13 protein-coding genes are annotated in these 16,181 nt (G+C 74.4%); all 13 read left to right on the top strand.

The window, feature by feature from the left end; all coding sequences use genetic code 11:
* The first annotated feature begins 4 nt into the window (after positions 1–4).
* The 13 genes from ACWD0F_RS38885 to ACWD0F_RS38825 are packed head-to-tail and all read left to right on the top strand — an operon-like array spanning position 5 to position 16,181.
* On the top strand, positions 5–193 hold the full coding sequence (locus ACWD0F_RS38885) for a putative phage tail protein (protein WP_449885531.1): 189 nt from the start codon (positions 5–7) through the stop codon (positions 191–193).
* Entirely contained in the window at positions 190–858 is a 669-nt protein-coding gene (locus ACWD0F_RS38880) for a CIS tube protein (RefSeq protein ID WP_449885529.1), read from the top strand. The genes ACWD0F_RS38885 and ACWD0F_RS38880 overlap by 4 nt, the downstream gene beginning before the upstream one ends.
* 13 nt (positions 859–871) lie before the next feature.
* Positions 872–2,059 carry a phage late control D family protein gene (locus ACWD0F_RS38875; RefSeq protein ID WP_449885526.1) on the top strand — a complete coding sequence of 396 codons (1,188 nt, stop codon included), beginning with the start codon at positions 872–874 and terminating at the stop codon, positions 2,057–2,059.
* A complete protein-coding gene (locus ACWD0F_RS38870; protein WP_449885524.1) occupies positions 2,059–2,703 on the top strand; it encodes a phage baseplate assembly protein V in 645 nt (214 codons plus the stop codon). Before ACWD0F_RS38875 ends, ACWD0F_RS38870 begins: the two co-directional genes overlap by 1 nt.
* The gene (locus tag ACWD0F_RS38865) at positions 2,700–3,104 is read left to right on the top strand and encodes a GPW/gp25 family protein (RefSeq protein WP_449885521.1); all 405 of its coding nucleotides are present in this window, start codon (positions 2,700–2,702) and stop codon (positions 3,102–3,104) included. The genes ACWD0F_RS38870 and ACWD0F_RS38865 overlap by 4 nt, the downstream gene beginning before the upstream one ends.
* Entirely contained in the window at positions 3,101–5,125 is a 2,025-nt protein-coding gene (locus tag ACWD0F_RS38860) for a baseplate J/gp47 family protein (RefSeq protein WP_449885518.1), read from the top strand. Before ACWD0F_RS38865 ends, ACWD0F_RS38860 begins: the two co-directional genes overlap by 4 nt.
* Positions 5,122–7,272, top strand: a complete 2,151-nt coding sequence (locus tag ACWD0F_RS38855) for a putative baseplate assembly protein (RefSeq protein WP_449885516.1) — start codon at positions 5,122–5,124, stop codon at positions 7,270–7,272. The genes ACWD0F_RS38860 and ACWD0F_RS38855 overlap by 4 nt, the downstream gene beginning before the upstream one ends.
* A complete protein-coding gene (locus tag ACWD0F_RS38850; protein WP_449885514.1) occupies positions 7,269–9,305 on the top strand; it encodes a phage tail protein in 2,037 nt (678 codons plus the stop codon). Before ACWD0F_RS38855 ends, ACWD0F_RS38850 begins: the two co-directional genes overlap by 4 nt.
* 13 nt (positions 9,306–9,318) lie before the next feature.
* On the top strand, positions 9,319–10,638 hold the full coding sequence (locus tag ACWD0F_RS38845) for a hypothetical protein (RefSeq protein WP_449885511.1): 1,320 nt from the start codon (positions 9,319–9,321) through the stop codon (positions 10,636–10,638).
* Positions 10,635–12,812 (top strand): hypothetical protein, encoded by a 2,178-nt coding sequence (locus tag ACWD0F_RS38840; protein ID WP_449885508.1) that lies wholly within the window; start codon positions 10,635–10,637, stop codon positions 12,810–12,812. The genes ACWD0F_RS38845 and ACWD0F_RS38840 overlap by 4 nt, the downstream gene beginning before the upstream one ends.
* A complete protein-coding gene (locus ACWD0F_RS38835) occupies positions 12,809–13,942 on the top strand; it encodes a hypothetical protein (protein WP_449885505.1) in 1,134 nt (377 codons plus the stop codon). The genes ACWD0F_RS38840 and ACWD0F_RS38835 overlap by 4 nt, the downstream gene beginning before the upstream one ends.
* Positions 13,939–14,469 (top strand): hypothetical protein, encoded by a 531-nt coding sequence (locus tag ACWD0F_RS38830; RefSeq protein ID WP_449885503.1) that lies wholly within the window; start codon positions 13,939–13,941, stop codon positions 14,467–14,469. The genes ACWD0F_RS38835 and ACWD0F_RS38830 overlap by 4 nt, the downstream gene beginning before the upstream one ends.
* Positions 14,466–16,181, top strand: a complete 1,716-nt coding sequence (locus ACWD0F_RS38825; RefSeq protein WP_449885500.1) for a hypothetical protein — start codon at positions 14,466–14,468, stop codon at positions 16,179–16,181. The genes ACWD0F_RS38830 and ACWD0F_RS38825 overlap by 4 nt, the downstream gene beginning before the upstream one ends.

The following is a 16,181-nucleotide window of genomic DNA, read 5'->3' as shown; positions in this document are numbered from 1 at the left end:
CAACGTGGCCAAGAACCTGATCATCCACAACCTCGAGGTGCGCTTCCAGGTGGACGGCGACGACGGAGCCGTGTTCACCCGGCTGTTCAACAAGCACATCCAGGCGTGGGCGCGGCTGTACGAACAGGAGTGCGCGCGGCACAAACACGCCGAGAACGAGCGGAAGCTCAGCGACATGGAGGGCCACTGGTGAGCGTCACCCCCGTGTCCTTCGCGAGCCAGGGCGCCCTGGCCCGCCTGGAGATCATCCGGCCGGTGATCGCCGATGAGCGGCACCGGCGGATCCCGTTGCGCTTCAACCCGACCGACTACAAGCTGAGCAAGAGCAACACCTTCGCCGAGATCACCATCCCGGGGCTGGAGACGCCGCCGATCCAGTACGTCCGGGGCGGCAGCGAGACGCTCACCGTGCAGGCGCTGGTCGACACCTCCGACACGCTGGACAACGTCCGGACCGCCTACGTGGACGCCATCCGCAACCTGATGCGGCCCGACAGCAGGGAGCACGCGCCACCGGTCGTGCGGTTCGTCTGGGACGAGTCCGTGTTCACCGGTGTGCTGGAGAAACTCGACGTCAACTACGTGCTGTTCGGCAAGAACGGGGTGCCGCTGCGGGCGCAGCTGGACCTGACGCTGAAGGAGTTCCGCCCGGCGGCGCAGCAGGTCTCGGACCCGCCGCGCTCCTCGCCGACGGTGGAGAAGAGCTACGTGGTGCGCCGGGGCGACACGCTGTCGAGCATCTCCGCCGCGGTCTACCGCAGGCCCGACGCGTGGCGGGAGCTGGCGCGCGCCAACGGGATCACCGATCCACGCGAGCTGCGGCCGGGCCGGGTGCTGACCGTGCCCCGGCTGCCGTGAGAGGGGCGCCGCGATGACCCTGCCCGCCGCGGAGCCGCAGATCGCCGACCCGGACCGGTACGCGCCCGAGTTCGAGGTGTTCATCGAGGGCGTCGAGGCCGACCCGACCACCAAGAACGACATCCTCGACATCAAGGTGCACCGCGACCTCGACGAGATGTCCGGCTTCTCCCTGGAGCTGAACAACTGGGACGACGTCAACCTGAAGTTCAAGCACACCGACTCGCGGCAGTTCCGGCTCGGCTCCCGCGTCTCCGTCCGGCTCGGCTACGCCGACCGGCTGCTGACCGTCGCGACCGGGACGATCAGCACGCTGGCCCCCAAGTTCCCGGACGGCGCGTCGCCGACCGTCTCCGTCAGCGGGGTCGACGGGATGCTGAAGCTCAAGGACCGCAAGCCGGCCAAGGAGGAGGACAAGGTCTTCCGCCGGATGGCCGACTGGCAGATCGCCGAGAAGATCGCCCGGCGCAACAAGCTCCGGGTCGTCACGACACCCGAGGGGCCGGTGCACGACCTGGTGGTGCAGAAGAACCAGGACGACGTGACCTTCCTGATGGAACGGGCGAAGCGGCTCGACTTCGACTGCTTCATCCTGCCGGACCCGGACACCGGCGAGGAGACCCTGTACTTCATCAAGCCGACCGACGGCCGCGACGGCCGGCCGATCCGCCTGTTCCGGCTGACCTACCAGCCGGGGCTCACCACCGGCCCGGCCACGCAACCCGAGGGCCTGGTGCCCAACCTGCTCGACTTCACCCCGACCCTCACGCTGTCGCAACAGGTCAGCAAGCTCACCGTGCGCGGCTGGGACCCGCGCACCAAGCAGGCGCTGGAGTTCACCGCGACCGCCGACAACCTGCCCGCCGGCCAGAACTCCGCCGACGGGCAGAGCGGCCCGCAGGCCGCCGACAGCGCGGTGGGCAGCCGCCAGGAGGTGCTGGTCGACGCCCCGGTCACCAGCGCGCAGGAGGCCCGCGAGCTGGCGATCGCCCTGCTGCGCGAACGGTCGTATGAGTTCATCACCGCGACCGGCCGGGTGGCCGGGCTGCCGGAGCTGCGGCCGGGCGACAACCTGGAGATCTTCGGCCTCGGCCGGCGGTTCTCCGGCACCTACTTCGTCAAGCGCGTCGAGCACACCCTGGGCACCAGCGGTTTCTTCACCACCTTCACCGGCCGCCGGATCCACCAGGGAGATGTGTGATGACGCGGGCCGTGCCACGCGCGCGCAGCACCGACCGCCGCTACTACGGCGTCGTCGAGGCGATCGTCGTGGAGAACGACGGCGACGACGAGGGCCGGGTCAAGGTGAAGTTCCCGTGGTTCGACGGCGGCTCGACCGTCACCGAGTGGTGCCGGGTCAGCCAGGTGTACGCGGGCGGCGGCTACGGCTCGGTGTTCGTCCCGGAGATCGGCGACGAGGTGCTGATCGCGTTCGTACACGGGGACATGCGGTTCCCGATCGTCCTCGGCGGGCTGTACAACGGCGTGGACAAGCCGCCGGCCGCGCGCACCGGCGGACGGGACCAGAAGATCATCCGGACGAAGGCCGGGCACGAGGTGCTGCTCGACGACGGCGCCAAGGAGATCCGGATCACCACCGCCGAGGGCGGCACCGTGACCGTGACGGCCACGGGCGAGATCAGGCTCAAGGCGCGCAAGGTGACCGTCGAGGCGGACGCCGTCGACCTCGGCGGCGGGGCCACCCAGCGCGCGGTGCTCGGCGACGCCCTCAAGACCGCGTTCGACACGCACACCCACACGGCCGCCGCGCCCGGCTCGCCGACCACCCCGCCGGTGGTGCCGCTGCTGAACACCGTCCTGTCGTCGAAGGTGACGGTCGAATGAGCGAACCGTTTCTCGGGACCGGCTGGCGGTTCCCGATCCTGCCGGACGAGGCCGGGCGGCTCGGGTACGCCGTCGGCGAGCAGAGCATCGAGCACTGCCTGCGCGCGCTGCTGCTCACCGGCACGGGCGAGCGGGTGATGCGGCCGGACTTCGGCACGAAGGCGCAGGAGTCCGTGTTCGCGCCCGGCAGCGTGCAGAGCCTGCGCGACCTGGAGCGCTCGATCGCCGACGCCGTGCGGGCCTACGAGCCGAGGGTCGAGCTGGACGCCGTCCGCGCCGAGGCCGACCCGGCCGACGAGTCCCGGGTCACGGTCTCGGTCGAATACCGCGTCCGGCGTACCAACACCAAGACCAACCTGGTGTTCCCGTTCTACCTCGGCCTGACGGGGGGCACGCCGTGACCCTGCCCATGCCGAAGCTCGACGACCTCACCTGGGCCGACATGATGGCGGCCATCCGCCGCCGCATCCCGGCCGAGTCGGACGGCAGGTGGACGTTGCACGCGCCCGCCGACCCGGGCGTCACGCTGCTGGAGCTGTTCGCGTACCTGCTGGAGCAGCGGCTCTACTGGCTCGACCAGGCGCCGGACGAGCTCGTCGTCGCGATCCTGCGGCTGCTCGGTCTCGACCCGCCGCGACCCGCGCGGCCGGCGGCCACCGTGTTGCGGCTGACCGCCGACGAGCCGGGCGTCGTCCCCGCGGGGACCGTCATGTCGCGGGATCCCGCCGGGCGGATCAGGTTCACCCTCGACGACGACGTCGCGGTGTTCCCGCTCGACGAGGGGGACGTCACAGTGTGGACCGACCGCGACCGCACGGCGGATCTGCGCGCGCGGCGCGGGGTCTCCCTGCTGGCGAGCGACGGCTCGGCCGCCTCGGCACGCTTCACCTTGCCGCTCGCCCACCCGGACCCGGCACCCGGCCTGGGCGCGGACTCGGTGTCTGGTCGGTTGGGTGCGGACTCGGTGTCTGGTCGGTCGGGTGCGGGCTCGGCGCCCGGCTGGTTGTCGCTGCTCGTCGAGCTGGACACGCCGCTGCCACCGTCCTGGTCACCGTCGGCGGTCTTGGACGTGCGGCCGCCCGCCGAGCTGACGTGGTCGTGGTTCCGGCCCGGCACCGAGGTGTCCGGGTCGTTCGCGAAGGTCGAGGACGGCACCGGCGGGCTGCGGCGGTCCGGGGTGGTCCGGCTGCGGCTACCGGACGGTTGGTCCGGGCAGGATCGTGGCGTGCTGGTGTCGACCCCGGCGGCGACGTTCGCCTCGCCGCCGCGACTGCTCCAGCTCGCGGTCAACGTCTGCGCCGCCCGGCACCTCGAACAGCGCGCGCTGACCGCCACCGAGCCGGCGGACCAGAGCACCGGGTGGCTGACCTCCACCGAGCTGGCCGCCCAGAGCACCGGGTGGCTGAAGCTGCCCGGCCAGCGACTGGTGCTGCCGGACGCCGCCGACCGCCTCCTCGACGCGACCCTCCACCTGGCCGGCGAGGCGTGGGAACCGGTGGTGGACTTCGCGTTCGGCGGCTCCCGCGACCGGATCTTCACCCTCGATCGGGCCGCCGGCGCCCTCGTGTTCGGCGACGGGCTCACCGGGCGTGTCCCGCGTCCCACCGACGACGTGCGCGTCGCGTACACCATCGGCGGCGGCCGGTCCGGCAACGGCGGGCTCACCACGAACTGGCTGCCCATCACGGACGCCGTGGCCGTGCGCGGCGCGAATCTGGTTCAGGCCGAGGGCGGCACGGACCCGGAGACCGTGGCACAGGCGCGCGATCGTGCGGCGGGCACGCTGGGCGAGGTGACCCGGGCCGTCACCGCCGAGGACTACGTCACCCTGGCCGTGACGACTCCCGGCGTGGCGGTGGGCCGGGCGTACGCGTCGCTCGGCGAGCACCCGGGCTTCCCGTGCGTGCGGGTGCCCGGCGCGGTGACCGTTCACATCGTCCCCGCGGCGCCCCGCGACGACATCGGCTCCGTGCCGGCGCCGCAACCGGACCCGGGCCTGCTGTGCGAGGTCGCCGACCGGCTCGCGGACGCGCGGTTGCTGACCGCCGAGGTGTTCGTGCGCGCCCCGGCCTACCGGGCCGTCCGGCTGCGGGTCGACCTGTCCGGGCGCCCGGCAGGCCGGGTCCGGGTGTCCGCGGTGGTCGGAGACGCGCTGCGCCGCTACCTCGACCCGCTGGTGGGCGGCGATGACGGGACGGGCTGGCCGTTCGGCGAGGCGTTGCGGCCGTCCGCGCTGCTGCGGGCCGCGCAGCAGGCACTCGGCGACCTCGCGGACGTCTCGGGCGTCGCGATCGGCCTCGACGGCGCGGACCCGGCCGACTCGTGCGGCGACATGGCCCTGCGGGCCGGCGAACTGCCCATCGCGCGGGAGATCCGCACCCGGATCGTGCCCGCCGTCGAACCGGGGGAGGGTCTGACATGACCGCGGACGTGTGGTGGGCCCGCGACTCGGGCGAGGAGGGGCGCGGCAAGGAGGGGCGCGGCGGGGAGGGGCGCGGCGAAGAGGGGCGCACCGTCCCCGGCCCGGGGCCGTCCGGGGTGCAGCCGGAGCTCGTCGACGCGACACGGGAAGCCGTCCGCGCCGCCGTGCGCGACCGCATCCCCGGCTACACCCCCGACTGGACCAACCCCGACCGGCAGGACGCCGGCGTCGCGCTCGTCCGCCTCTTCGGCACCCAGGCCGAACCCGTGCTCGCCCGGGTCAACCGGCTGCCGGAGAAGGTGCTGGCCGAGCACCTGGACATCGCCGGCGTACGGCGGCGGCCGGCCACCGCGGCGGCCGCGCTGCTGGAGTTCACCGTGACCCCGCCGGACGGCGCGTCGGTCCTCGTCCCCGCCGGCTTCCAGGCCGCCGCGTCGGGACCGGCCGGCCAGATCATCTACGAGACCGGCCAGGACCTCTACGCCACGCCCGCCACCCTCGGCGCGATCGCCGTGCAGCGGGCCGGCGCGCTCGAACCGGTTCCGCTGGGGCCGAACGGTCCCGGCCGCCCCTTCCCGCCGTTCGGCGCGGATCCCCGGCCCGGCGACGCGTTGTGGCTCGGCCTGGCCGGCGCCGCGAGCCCGTTCCCGTCGTTGTCCCTGGGGTTCGTCATCGCCGCCGTGCCGCCGACGGCTGCCGAGTCGGGCGGGCTCACGCCGCTGCCCGTGTCACCGCAGCCGCTCCTGCGCTGGGACGTGCTGGACGGCGGCCGGTTCCGGCCGGTCGAGGTGGTCCGGGACGAGACCGGCGGTCTGCGCGCCGGCGGCACCGTGGAGTTGCGGGTGCCGCGCACGTGGGCCGTGGGCAGTCCACCGGTCGCCCGGCCGGGACCGGCGCTGCGGTGGTTGCGGCTGCAGGTCGCGCACGGCGCCTTCACCGTCGCGCCGCCCCTCGTCACCGGGCTGCGGCTGAACATGGTCGCGGCCGCGGCCGCCCGCACGATCTTCGACGAGCCCCTCGAACCGATCCAGGACCCGCGGCGGACGACCCGCCGGCGGATGCGGCTCAGCCAGGTGCCGATCCTGGCCGGCAGCGTGGTGATCGAGGTCGACAACGACCTGGGCGCCGACCTCTTCGGCACCACGGCCGATCCGGCGGTGATCGCGGCCGGCGATGACCTGGGCGCCGATCCCTTCGGCACCACGGCCGGTTCCGCCGCGCGCTGGCAGGAGGTCGAGAGCCTGGCCGCGTACGGAACGGACGATCGGGTGTTCGTCGTCGACTACGCGACCGGCGAAGTGACCTTCGGCGACGGCGTCAACGGCGCGCCCGTGCCGCCCGGTTTCCGCAACGTGCGTGCCGTCCGCTACCGCGTGGGCGGCGGCCGGGCGGGCGCGGTGGCGGCCGGCGCGGTCAACAGCGTCGTCACCGCGCTGCCGTTCGTCACCGGCGTCAACAACCCCTTCCCCGCCACGGGCGGCACCGACGCCGAACCGGACGCCGACGTGATGCGGCGCGGGGTCGGGGGACTGCGTTCGCGCGGCCGTGCCGTGGCGCCGGCCGACTACGGCCTGCTGGCCGTGCGCGCGCCGGGCGCCTCGGTCGCCCGCGCGCACGGCGTGCCCGGCCTGCACCCGGACTTCCCCGGTAAGCCCATTCCCGGCGTGGTGGGCGTGCTCGTGGTGCCGCCGATCGAGGACTCGGGCGGGGCCGCCGGTGAGCCGCCGGTGCCGTCCGCGGCCACCTTGAGCGCGGTGTCCGGCTTCCTCACCCGCGAGGTCGCGCCCGCCGGCGTCACCGTGGCCACCGGCCCGGTCGCGTTCCGCCGGGTCGCGGTGGAGGCACGACTCGTGCTCGACCGGGACCAGGACCGGGCCGCCGTGCTGGCCAGGGCCGCCGACGCGGTCACCGGCCACCTGGATCCGTTGCGGGGCGGGAGGGACGGCGGCGGCTGGCCGTTCGGCGGCGCCGTGCGGCACACCCCGCTGGTACGCCGGCTGCTGGCCGTCGACGGCGTTCTCGCCGTGTCCGGGCTCTCGCTCACCGTGGACGGGTTGCGGCTGCCGCCGTGCACCGACTTCCCGATCCCGCCGAACGACCTCATCTGGCCACAGCGCCCGCTGCTGATCCCGGTGGAGGAATCATGACGTGCGCACCGGTCGTCGCGACGTTCCGCCTGCTCGACGACGTGGTCGGGTGGGACGAGGATAAGGCCGAGGTGCTGAACGTGGCCGGGTTCGCCGACCCGGCCGGTGTCCGCCTCGCCTTCGGCGGCCCGTCGCCGGACGGGCCGACCAGAGCCCAGGTGCTCCCGTGGTTCCCCGACCCCCGGCTGGCCCCCGGCTGCCGGGCGTGCGCCTGGTATTTGCTCGCGGCGGACCGGCTGCTGCGCCGCGACCCATGCTCCGGAACCTGGCACCCGGTCTGGGAGCCTCGCCGCGATCACAAGTCGCCGGACGGGCGCCTGGCCGGGGTGTCTCGCCGCGATCCCGGGTCGCCGGACGGGCGCCCAGCCGGGGTGTCTCGCCGGGATCCCGGGGCGCTGCACGCGCCTGGTGCCGTCGCCGCCCGTGGGCACCGCGTGGCCGTGGTCGACTCCGGCCGGGTGCTCGTCTGGCGCAACGAGGGTGCGCAGCTCATCGCGGTGATCAGCGTGCCGGGCGCCGGGCTCGTCGCGCTCGCGCCGGACGGGCAGGTGCTGGTGTCCCGGGACGGCCGCACCGAGCTGGCGCGGTTCGGCCCGGACGGGCGGTCGCGCGGCGGCATCGAGACCGGCGTCCCCGGCGAGATCATCGGGATGCGCACCGGATCCGACCGCACGATCTGGTTGCTCACCGAGGACCACACCCGGCTGCGCATCCACCGGGGCCGGCCGGGCCGCCCGTTCACCGAGGTCCGCCTGGAGGAGCTGGCGGCGGCGCTGCCGCCGAGCACGCTCGTCTCCGCCGGCGAGGACGGGTTCTGTCTCCGGGAGGAGGGCCCCGACGGCGACGTCACCTCCTGCTACGACTGGGCGGGCGAGCCGCGCCCTGAGCCGGCGCCCGGGCCCGGCCAGTACGCGCGCGAGGGCGAGTTCACCACCGGCCTGATCGACAGCGGCATCTCGCGCTGCCGCTGGCACCGCGTGCGCGTCTTCGCCGACGTTCCGGCAGGCACGGCGGTGTCCGTGGCGGTCGTCGTTTCGGAGGACGGCCGGTTCGCCGGCACCGACTGGCAGACCGTGCCGGCCGGCGTCACCGACTTCCTGGTCGACCAGCCGCCCGGCCGTTACCTCACCGCCCGCGTACGCCTGTCCGGTGACACCTCGGGCACCCCGCTCCTGCACCGCATCCGGCTGGACTTCCCGCGCACGACCAGCGCGGACCTGCTGCCCGCCGCGTTCCGGCAGGACCCCGCCGCGGACGACTTCACCGAGCGGTTCCTGTCGCTGTTCGACGCCACGACGGCCGAGATCGACAGAGTCATCGAGCGCTACCCCGCGCTGCTCGACCCGGCCGGCGTCCCGGACGCGGCGCTGCCGTGGCTGGCCGGGCTGCTCGGCCTGTCGTTCGAGGCCGGCTGGGACGCGAGCACCCGGCGCGCGCTGATCGCCGCGGCGCCGGAGCTGTACCGGCGGCGCGGCACGCCGTGGGCGCTGTCCGAGGCCATCCGGGTCGTCTTCGGCGTCACGCCGGTCATCGACGAGCTGGCCGGCGACCGCCACTGGGCGCAGCTCCGATCCACCGCGAGCCCGGCGGGCGCCCGGGGCCTCGGCGCGGTGCGGTTGTTCGGCCGGTCGGCGAGCCGGTTCCGGCTCGGTGGATCGGCGCGGGGGTCGGTGCTGGGCGCCGCGCCGCTGCGCGCGTTCGGCGACCCCGACACCGATCCCCTCACCGAGCACGCCCACCGGTTCCGCGTGTTGCTGCCCGCCGCCGCCGACGAGGACGCGGTGCGGCGGCTCGTCCAGCGGCAGGCGCCCGCGCACACGGCGGGAACCGTCCGCATCGGAGGGGCGGGTTTCGTGGTCGGCGCGCGGTCGACGGTCGGGGTGGACACCGCGTTCGTCCCCCTGCCGCCGCCCGTCCTCGGGGGCGCGCGGCTGAACCACGACGGAGTACTCCGGCCCGGGCCACGAGGCGCACGCCACGGTGTGAGCGTCGGCGTGGTGTCCGCGGTCGGGGTCCACACACGAGTGTCTTGAGAGGACGGAAGAGATGACCGAGATATCGGCACAGCCGGCCGCACACTCCCCGGAGCACGGGGACTTCGACGCGTCCCCGTCGCGCCGGTTGCGGTACTTCCACGGCCAGATGCTGACCGCCCGCGACTTCCAGCGCGAGCAGGAGTACTTCCGCGAGAAGTTGCGGCTGCGGATGCGCTGCCTGCTCGGCTACGGCGTGGTGTGCGGGCTGTTCGTGACGCCGGTGCCGTCGGACGGCCACGAGACCGAGGACGCGCCGGCCGCACCCGCCCAGGACGCGCCGGCCGAGCCCGGCGAGGAAGCACCCGCTGATGACGCGCCCGCCGAGAGCGAGGGCGGCCACCACCGGCGCCGCAGGGCGAAGGTGCGGATCGCCTCCGGGCTCGGCGTGGACTGCGAGGGCAACGAGCTCGTCGTGGCCGGCGGCTGCGCGATCGACCTGTGGGAGGCGCTGCACGAGGACGACCGCACCGCCGGGAACACGGTGTGGGTCGGCATCGAGTACGACGAGCGGGCGGTGGAGCCGACCAGGACCGTCTTCAACTCCACCTGCGCGGACACCTCCGACTGCGAGTTCGGCTACACCGAGGAGAGCTACGCCGTCCGGGTGACCACCAGCGAGCCGCCGAAGGACGAGCGGTGCGAGACGTGCTGCTCGCGCTGTGCGCACCGGGTCCTCTGGCTGGCCAGGATCGACGACGTGGACTGGCACCGGCCGGTGCGCGCGGACCAGATCCACATGAACATCCGCCGGCCGTTCGGCACGTACGTGCCGACGGTGATCACCGGCATCAACTGGCGGCACGGCCACACCTACACCGTCAACGAGGCCAGGGAACTGCTCGGCACCCAGAAGCAGTCCGGCGGGCTCGTCGTGCGCTTCTCCGACGACGTCCGGGTGGACACGCTGCTGCCCGGCGTCGTGGAGATCCAGGTGATCGAGGGTGGCGCGGGCCGCAACGCCGAGACCTGGTACATGGGCGGGGCGTTGGAGGAGCCGGACGGCGGCGAGTTCACCAGCCGCTTCCGGTACCGGCAGACCACCCGCGAGACGCTGCAGGACGGCGACCGGGTGCTGGTCACGGTCCGCACGGCGTTCATCCTCGACCGGTGCTGCCGTCCGGTCGACGGCACCAACGTCGGCGGCAAGGTGCCCTACATCCGCCGTGGCCGCGACATCGCGGGCGACTGGCCGGAGCCCGACGCGGCGTACGAGCCCCCCGAATCCGGCTGCGCGCTGCCGCCGTCCGGCGTCGGGCCGTGGACCTCGGGCAACGGTGCGGGCGGGGACGTCTTCGAGAGCTGGTTCTTCATCACGGAGGAGCGCCGATGAGCAAGGCAGGGTGCGGGTGCGGCTGCGGAGGCGCGACCCGCGGGCCGTCCGCGTTCGTCCGGCCGCGGTTCTTCGCGGGCCAGCTGCTCACCGAGGACGACCTGTCCCTGCTGGTCGACTACCTGACCGGAAAGTCCCGCCTGCACAACAGGATGGTGTCGGGACCGGGTGTCGTCTGCGGGCTCGAGGTGAGCTGCGACCCGTGCGGCGGCGGGACGGTCGTCGTGCACCCCGGGCACGCGCTCGACGCCGGCGGGAACGACATCGTCCTGTCCTGCAAGGAGAAGGTCGACGTGCAGGCGCTCGTGCGGGAGTCGCGGGTGGCGTCGCTGGGCGTGGTGTGCGGCGACCCGTGCGCGGACGACCAGCGCAGCTACGGGCTCTACGCGCGTTACGAGGAGACGCCGGTCGAGCCGGTCGCCCCTTACTCGACCGAGGAGCCGTGCCCGTCGCCGGGTTGCGTGCCGTCCCGGATCCAGGAGGGGTTCCGGTTCGTCGTCAAGTGCGACACCTCCGACGACCACCGCTACAACCCGGTCTCGCGGTTGCTGGCGACCGTCGGCGCCAAGGACAAGTACGAGCCGGTACGCGTCCTGGGGCAGCGGTTCGGCCTCTATCTGGACGCGTTGTCCGTCGCCGGGGCGGCGGCCACCCGGCCGATCGAGTTCACGGCCGACGACGCGGCCCGCTACGCCCGCGGTGTGGAGTTCCTGGGCCAGAGCGGCGAGGGGCGGGTGACGTCGCCGCCGGTGGCCAGGGAGATGACCGAGCACGTGCGCGCGCTGGCCAGTGCCATCGCCCGCTACGACACCTACGACCGGGCGGGGCAGGAGCGGCTGCGCGGCGAGCACGGCCTCGGCGAGGTCGAGTCGGCCCGGCAGGTGCTCGAAGCGGCGTGCGCCCGGCTGGCCGCGACCGATCCGCGGCAGGTGTGGCCGGATCAGGCGCACCGCTCGCCGGCCGTCGCCGTGGTCGCCGAGGCCAGGGCGCGGGTCGTGACCCCCGACACCGAGTCGCCGCTGGAGGTGCGCCTGCTCGCACAGGGCACCCCGGTGAGCAACGTGCTGCGGGCCGAGTTCCGCTCCGACCTCGTCCAGCTTCGGGAGTGGCTGCTGGTCCGCCTGGACCGGACGCCCGGACTCGGGGACGGCGCGCTGCGGGACGACGTACGGAAGGTGGCGATCCCGCAGCCGCTGCCCACGCCCGAGCCGGACCCGGCGCAGCGGCTGTCGGTCGCGGAGCTGGACCAGATCGCGGACGCGGCCGGGAAGCTGACGGTGTACGTGCGGCGCTTCCTCGCCGACGCGGCCTGCTCGACGCTGAACCCGCCGTGCACCGACTGCGCGGACACCGACGTGCTGCTCGCGCACCTGGAGCTGGACGGCTGCGACGTGGTCCGCGTCTGCACGGCCACCCGCGAGCAGGTGCTGCCGGGCGGGGCGGCGTACGGCGAGTGGCTGCCGAAGCTCTACCAGTTGCGCCACCTCGCCCAGCAGGTGTGCTGCCGGCCGGTGCCGGTGCACCAGCGGCCGGTCGTCCCGCCGGACGGCCCGGTGCGGCGGCCGTACGTGGCGGGGCTCCTCGACGACTGGCCGCGCGCGGGCCTGCTGGAGGAGATGTGGCACCTGTTGATCACCCCCGCGCCGGGGGAGACCGTGCCGCGGCCGTTGCACGAGCAGGTGTACACGGTGCCCAGCGAGGTGACCGACGGCCTGCACGAGCTGAGCGCGCTGCGGGCACAGGTGAGCGACCTGACCGCGACCGTGGCGGCGGTGCGGGCGCAGCTCGACACCGCGCGGGAGCAGGTCTCGCAGGTACGGGCGGAGCTGCCGGAACGGCTCGGCGACCGGCTCTCCGAGCTGGAGAGCACCCCGGCGCCGACGCCGGAACCGAAAGCAGGGCCGAAGCCGAGACCGAAAGCAGGCCCGAAAGCAGGGCCAAAAGCAGGGCCGGGGTCCGGGCCGGAACCGGAACCGGAACCGGAGTCGGGATCGGGATCGGGATCGGGATCGGGATCGGGATCGGGATCGGGATCGGGATCGGGATCGGGATCGGGATCGGGATCGGGACCTGAGTCGGGCTCGGGATCCGAGCCGGCCAAGCCGTCGAAGCCGCCGGCCCGGCGCACGCGGCCGTCACCGGGTCGCAAGCCACAGTCGGGTGAGTCGTCGTGACCACTCCACTGCGCCCCGCGTTCCACGAGGGCCAGGTCCTCGCCGCCGCGGACCTGGCGGCGACGGTCGGGCACGCGCGCGGAACGGCCGCGCGGCACGCCCGGTACCTGCACGACTGGGGCATCGCCGAGGGACTGGCGCTGACCACCGAGAACCGGACCGACCCGGCGACGGACGCCCGCTACGTCGAGGTGACCGTGTCGCCGGGACTGGCCTTCGACGGGACGGGCCGGGAGATCGTGGTCGACGCCCCGGTCGTGCTCTCCGAGGCCGACTTCGCGGCGGTCAACGGCGCCGAACGGACGGACCGGCTGTACCCGGTGTTCCTGACCGCGGCGGACCGGCCCCAGCCCTCGACCGGCCCGGCGTCGTGTTCGAGCAGCGCAGGGGCGGCCCGCGTGGCGGAGACCTACCAGCTCCTCTTCGGCCGGTTGGGGGACGAGCGCCTGGTCGCCGACCAGCAACCGCCCGCGGTCGGCGCCGCACCGGCCGACCCGCCGGTGCGCTGGCTGGTGCTGCTGGGCTTCGTCCAGTGGACCGACGGGCACTTCACCGATGCCAGGCCGGACACGGGCGGCGTGCGCCCGAGGTACGCGGGAGTGCGGGCGGACACGGTGGCCGCGCGGTCGGGCACCCTGTCGCTGCGCTCGCAGACCACGGTGCAGGAGGGCAAGCCTGCGCTGGTGTTGTCCGGCGACGACCCGCCGAGCCTGGTCTTCGGGCTGTACCAGGGGAACGGCTCGGTCAGCCCGCTGATGACGGTGGCGGGCAACGGCAACCTGACCGTCGCGGGGAGCTTCTCGGGCCGGATCGCGGCGGGCAGCGTGCTGGCGACGTCCGGCACGGCAACGGACGGCATGTTGCTGCCGCTCCCGTCCGGGGTGGCGCCGCAGGAGGTCGCCGACGGCCGGGTGGAGCTGCACGTGTACGTCACGCCGCGGATCCCGCCGTCCGACGCGGGATTCAGCGTCCCGGTGCAGGCCACCGTGGACGGCGCGCGGCGGGTGCGGTGCCGGATGCGGTTCTACGACCCCGCCCGCGATCCCAAGGAGGTCGTCGAGCAGCCTGGCACGGTCGACTTCCTCGTGCTGGCAACGGTCGCGGCGACGAACGGCGGTGGCGGAGGATGAGCCTGCTCGTGGTGTACGTGCCGGACACCGGCCATGTCGTGGGCGCGGTCTCGGCGATCGGCGCGGTCCTGCCCGGCGCCGACGCCGGCGTGGCCGCGCTGGTGGGCGACGCGCTGCCGCTGCGCGTGTCGGCGGCCGAGGGCGGGCTTTCGTTGCCGGCCAGAGAGCTCGCCGTCCACCAGCCGGACGACGAGCCGCGCGTGTTCGCCGACCCGCTGGCGTACGGCGTCGAGCAGGTCCCGGGGCAGAAGCCGAAACCCGCGCTGGTGCGGCTGGCGACCTGGGGCGAAGGGGTGACGCTCACGGCGACCGGCCTCGTCATCACGGTGCCGGTGAAGAACACGAGCCAGGACACCCCCGTGCTGGCGCTGGTCGCCGAGGGGCAGGACGTGCACGTGCTGGCCGGGCGGATACCGGCGGGGCAGGACACGGTCGTCCTCCCGGTGACCGTGGACGACGGCACCTACGAGGTGCTGGCCCTGGTGACCGGCTGGACCGGCGTCCTGCGGGCGGTGAGCAAGCCGTGAGCACTCCCATCGCGGGTGGCATCACCGTGCACCGGTGCGTGGTGCGGGTGGTCCGGCGCGGTGGGTGGAGCTGGGGCCCCGATCCCCAGAGCCTGGTGCGGCAGGTGCTGGACGCGCTGCCGGACCTGCTGGCCGAACGTTTCGACGAGCACCTGGCCGGCGAAGGCCCGGACCTGGAGATCACCGAGCCGGTGCGCCTGACCGTCCGGCTCGCCCGTGGCGCCGGGAACGGCCTGGTGCCGGCCGGTTTCGTGGTCGAGTCCGCGCCGGGCGCCGATCCGGTGCCCCAGCCGGTTCCCGGCGCCGTGCCCGGCCCGGCACCGGGCGGGCCGCCTGCCGCGGACAATCCGGCCGTGCACGAAGCCGGCCACCACACGGCTGAGGATGCGTGGTGGCCGACACCTGCCGCGCTGTTCAGCGAGCTCGCCGAGCGCGGCGAACTGGCGGCGCTGCTGGCGGCGCTGCCCGAGGAGACGTTGCGGACGTACCTGTCCGCGCTCCTCGCCCCGGCACCGGCGTCGGCCCGCGCTCCCGATCCCGGTCCCGCCGCGCCGCCGGCGGCCGAGGTGATCAGCGAACTGGCCGCCGAGCTGGGCCGCCGGTTGTCGCTCCCGCTGCGGTCCGCGACACACGACGACCTCGTCGAGCTGCTGCACTCCCTGCCCGGGGCGGCGATCGAGCCGCCGCCCGCCGGCGTACCGGTGGACGCGGCCGGCGGGCCTCGGGCGGCGGGGGAGCGCAGGGTGTGCTCGGTGCTCCCGTTCCTCCTGGCCGGCCCGCTGTCGCGCACCGGTTACCTCGACGCGATCGGCCCGGCGCTGGCCGGCGTCGGCCTGCCGGCGGAGGTGCCGCTGTTCGCGGCGGCGCTGGCGTACAAGGTGCTGGACGGTCCGGAACGGGGATGGCGCAGGACCGGCGCGGCCGGGGCGGCCGCCGCGGCGTTCGCCGGCCTGGAGTCGGCGCCGGACCTGACCGGCTTCGCCGACCGGGTGCGCCCCGCGCTGCCGGTGCTGGACGGCGTCCTGGCGCTGTCGTTGTGCCGGGGGCACGACCCGGCCGACCCGTTGCTGGTGGTGGGCGTGGACGGCGGCCTGCTGCTGGTGGACGCGCAGGGCATGTTCCCGATCGCGTGGGCCGCCGCGACGGCGGGCCTGCTGCCGCACTGGGAGATGTGCGGCCGCCCGCCGGTGCTGGTCCGCGACAGCGCGCTCCCGCCGCCGTGCCTGCGCGAGCTGGCCGGGGCGGGCGTCCGGTTCCTCACCGACGTGCGCCCGCTTCGTGACGATCCCCTGTCCCGCCTGCCCTGGCGGACGCCTCTGTGGACGACCGGCGGTGTGGAGCGACGCCTGGCCGCCGAGCTTCCGGTCCTGGCCGAGCGCACGGACGACCTGGTACGAACGTTGTTCGTGGCGCACCGAGCCGTCCCCCTGGCTGCGGACGGCGCGCTGGAACGCAGCGTGACACTGGCGGCGTCGCTGGCCCTGGGCATGCTCGCGTGGATGTTGTGGCGGGAGCGGGAGACCCCCGATCCGATGCTGGCACTGACGAGGTTCGCCGACCTGGAGGGGACGATCCGATTCTCCCGCGACACCGTGAGCGTGCGGATCCCGCTCGGCCGGCGCCACGCGGACCTGTGGCGCGGCGGGGCCCTGGCGGACGTGCCGAACGTGGTCTGGCTGGGCGGCCGGACCCTGACCTTCTCGGGTGGCTGA

Source organism: Nonomuraea sp. NPDC002799 (genome assembly GCF_053592075.1).
Note: the sequence above shows the minus strand (reverse complement) of the source record. Positions and strands in the feature narration are given on the sequence as shown.

Coding starts and splice junctions, on each gene's coding strand:
- ACWD0F_RS38830 (WP_449885503.1), top strand. CDS start 13,939: ATGAGCCTGCTCGTGGTGTACGTGCCGGACACCGGCCATGTCGTGGGC.
- ACWD0F_RS38875 (WP_449885526.1), top strand. CDS start 872: ATGACCCTGCCCGCCGCGGAGCCGCAGATCGCCGACCCGGACCGGTAC.
- ACWD0F_RS38850 (WP_449885514.1), top strand. CDS start 7,269: ATGACGTGCGCACCGGTCGTCGCGACGTTCCGCCTGCTCGACGACGTG.
- ACWD0F_RS38865 (WP_449885521.1), top strand. CDS start 2,700: ATGAGCGAACCGTTTCTCGGGACCGGCTGGCGGTTCCCGATCCTGCCG.
- ACWD0F_RS38840 (WP_449885508.1), top strand. CDS start 10,635: ATGAGCAAGGCAGGGTGCGGGTGCGGCTGCGGAGGCGCGACCCGCGGG.
- ACWD0F_RS38855 (WP_449885516.1), top strand. CDS start 5,122: ATGACCGCGGACGTGTGGTGGGCCCGCGACTCGGGCGAGGAGGGGCGC.
- ACWD0F_RS38845 (WP_449885511.1), top strand. CDS start 9,319: ATGACCGAGATATCGGCACAGCCGGCCGCACACTCCCCGGAGCACGGG.
- ACWD0F_RS38870 (WP_449885524.1), top strand. CDS start 2,059: ATGACGCGGGCCGTGCCACGCGCGCGCAGCACCGACCGCCGCTACTAC.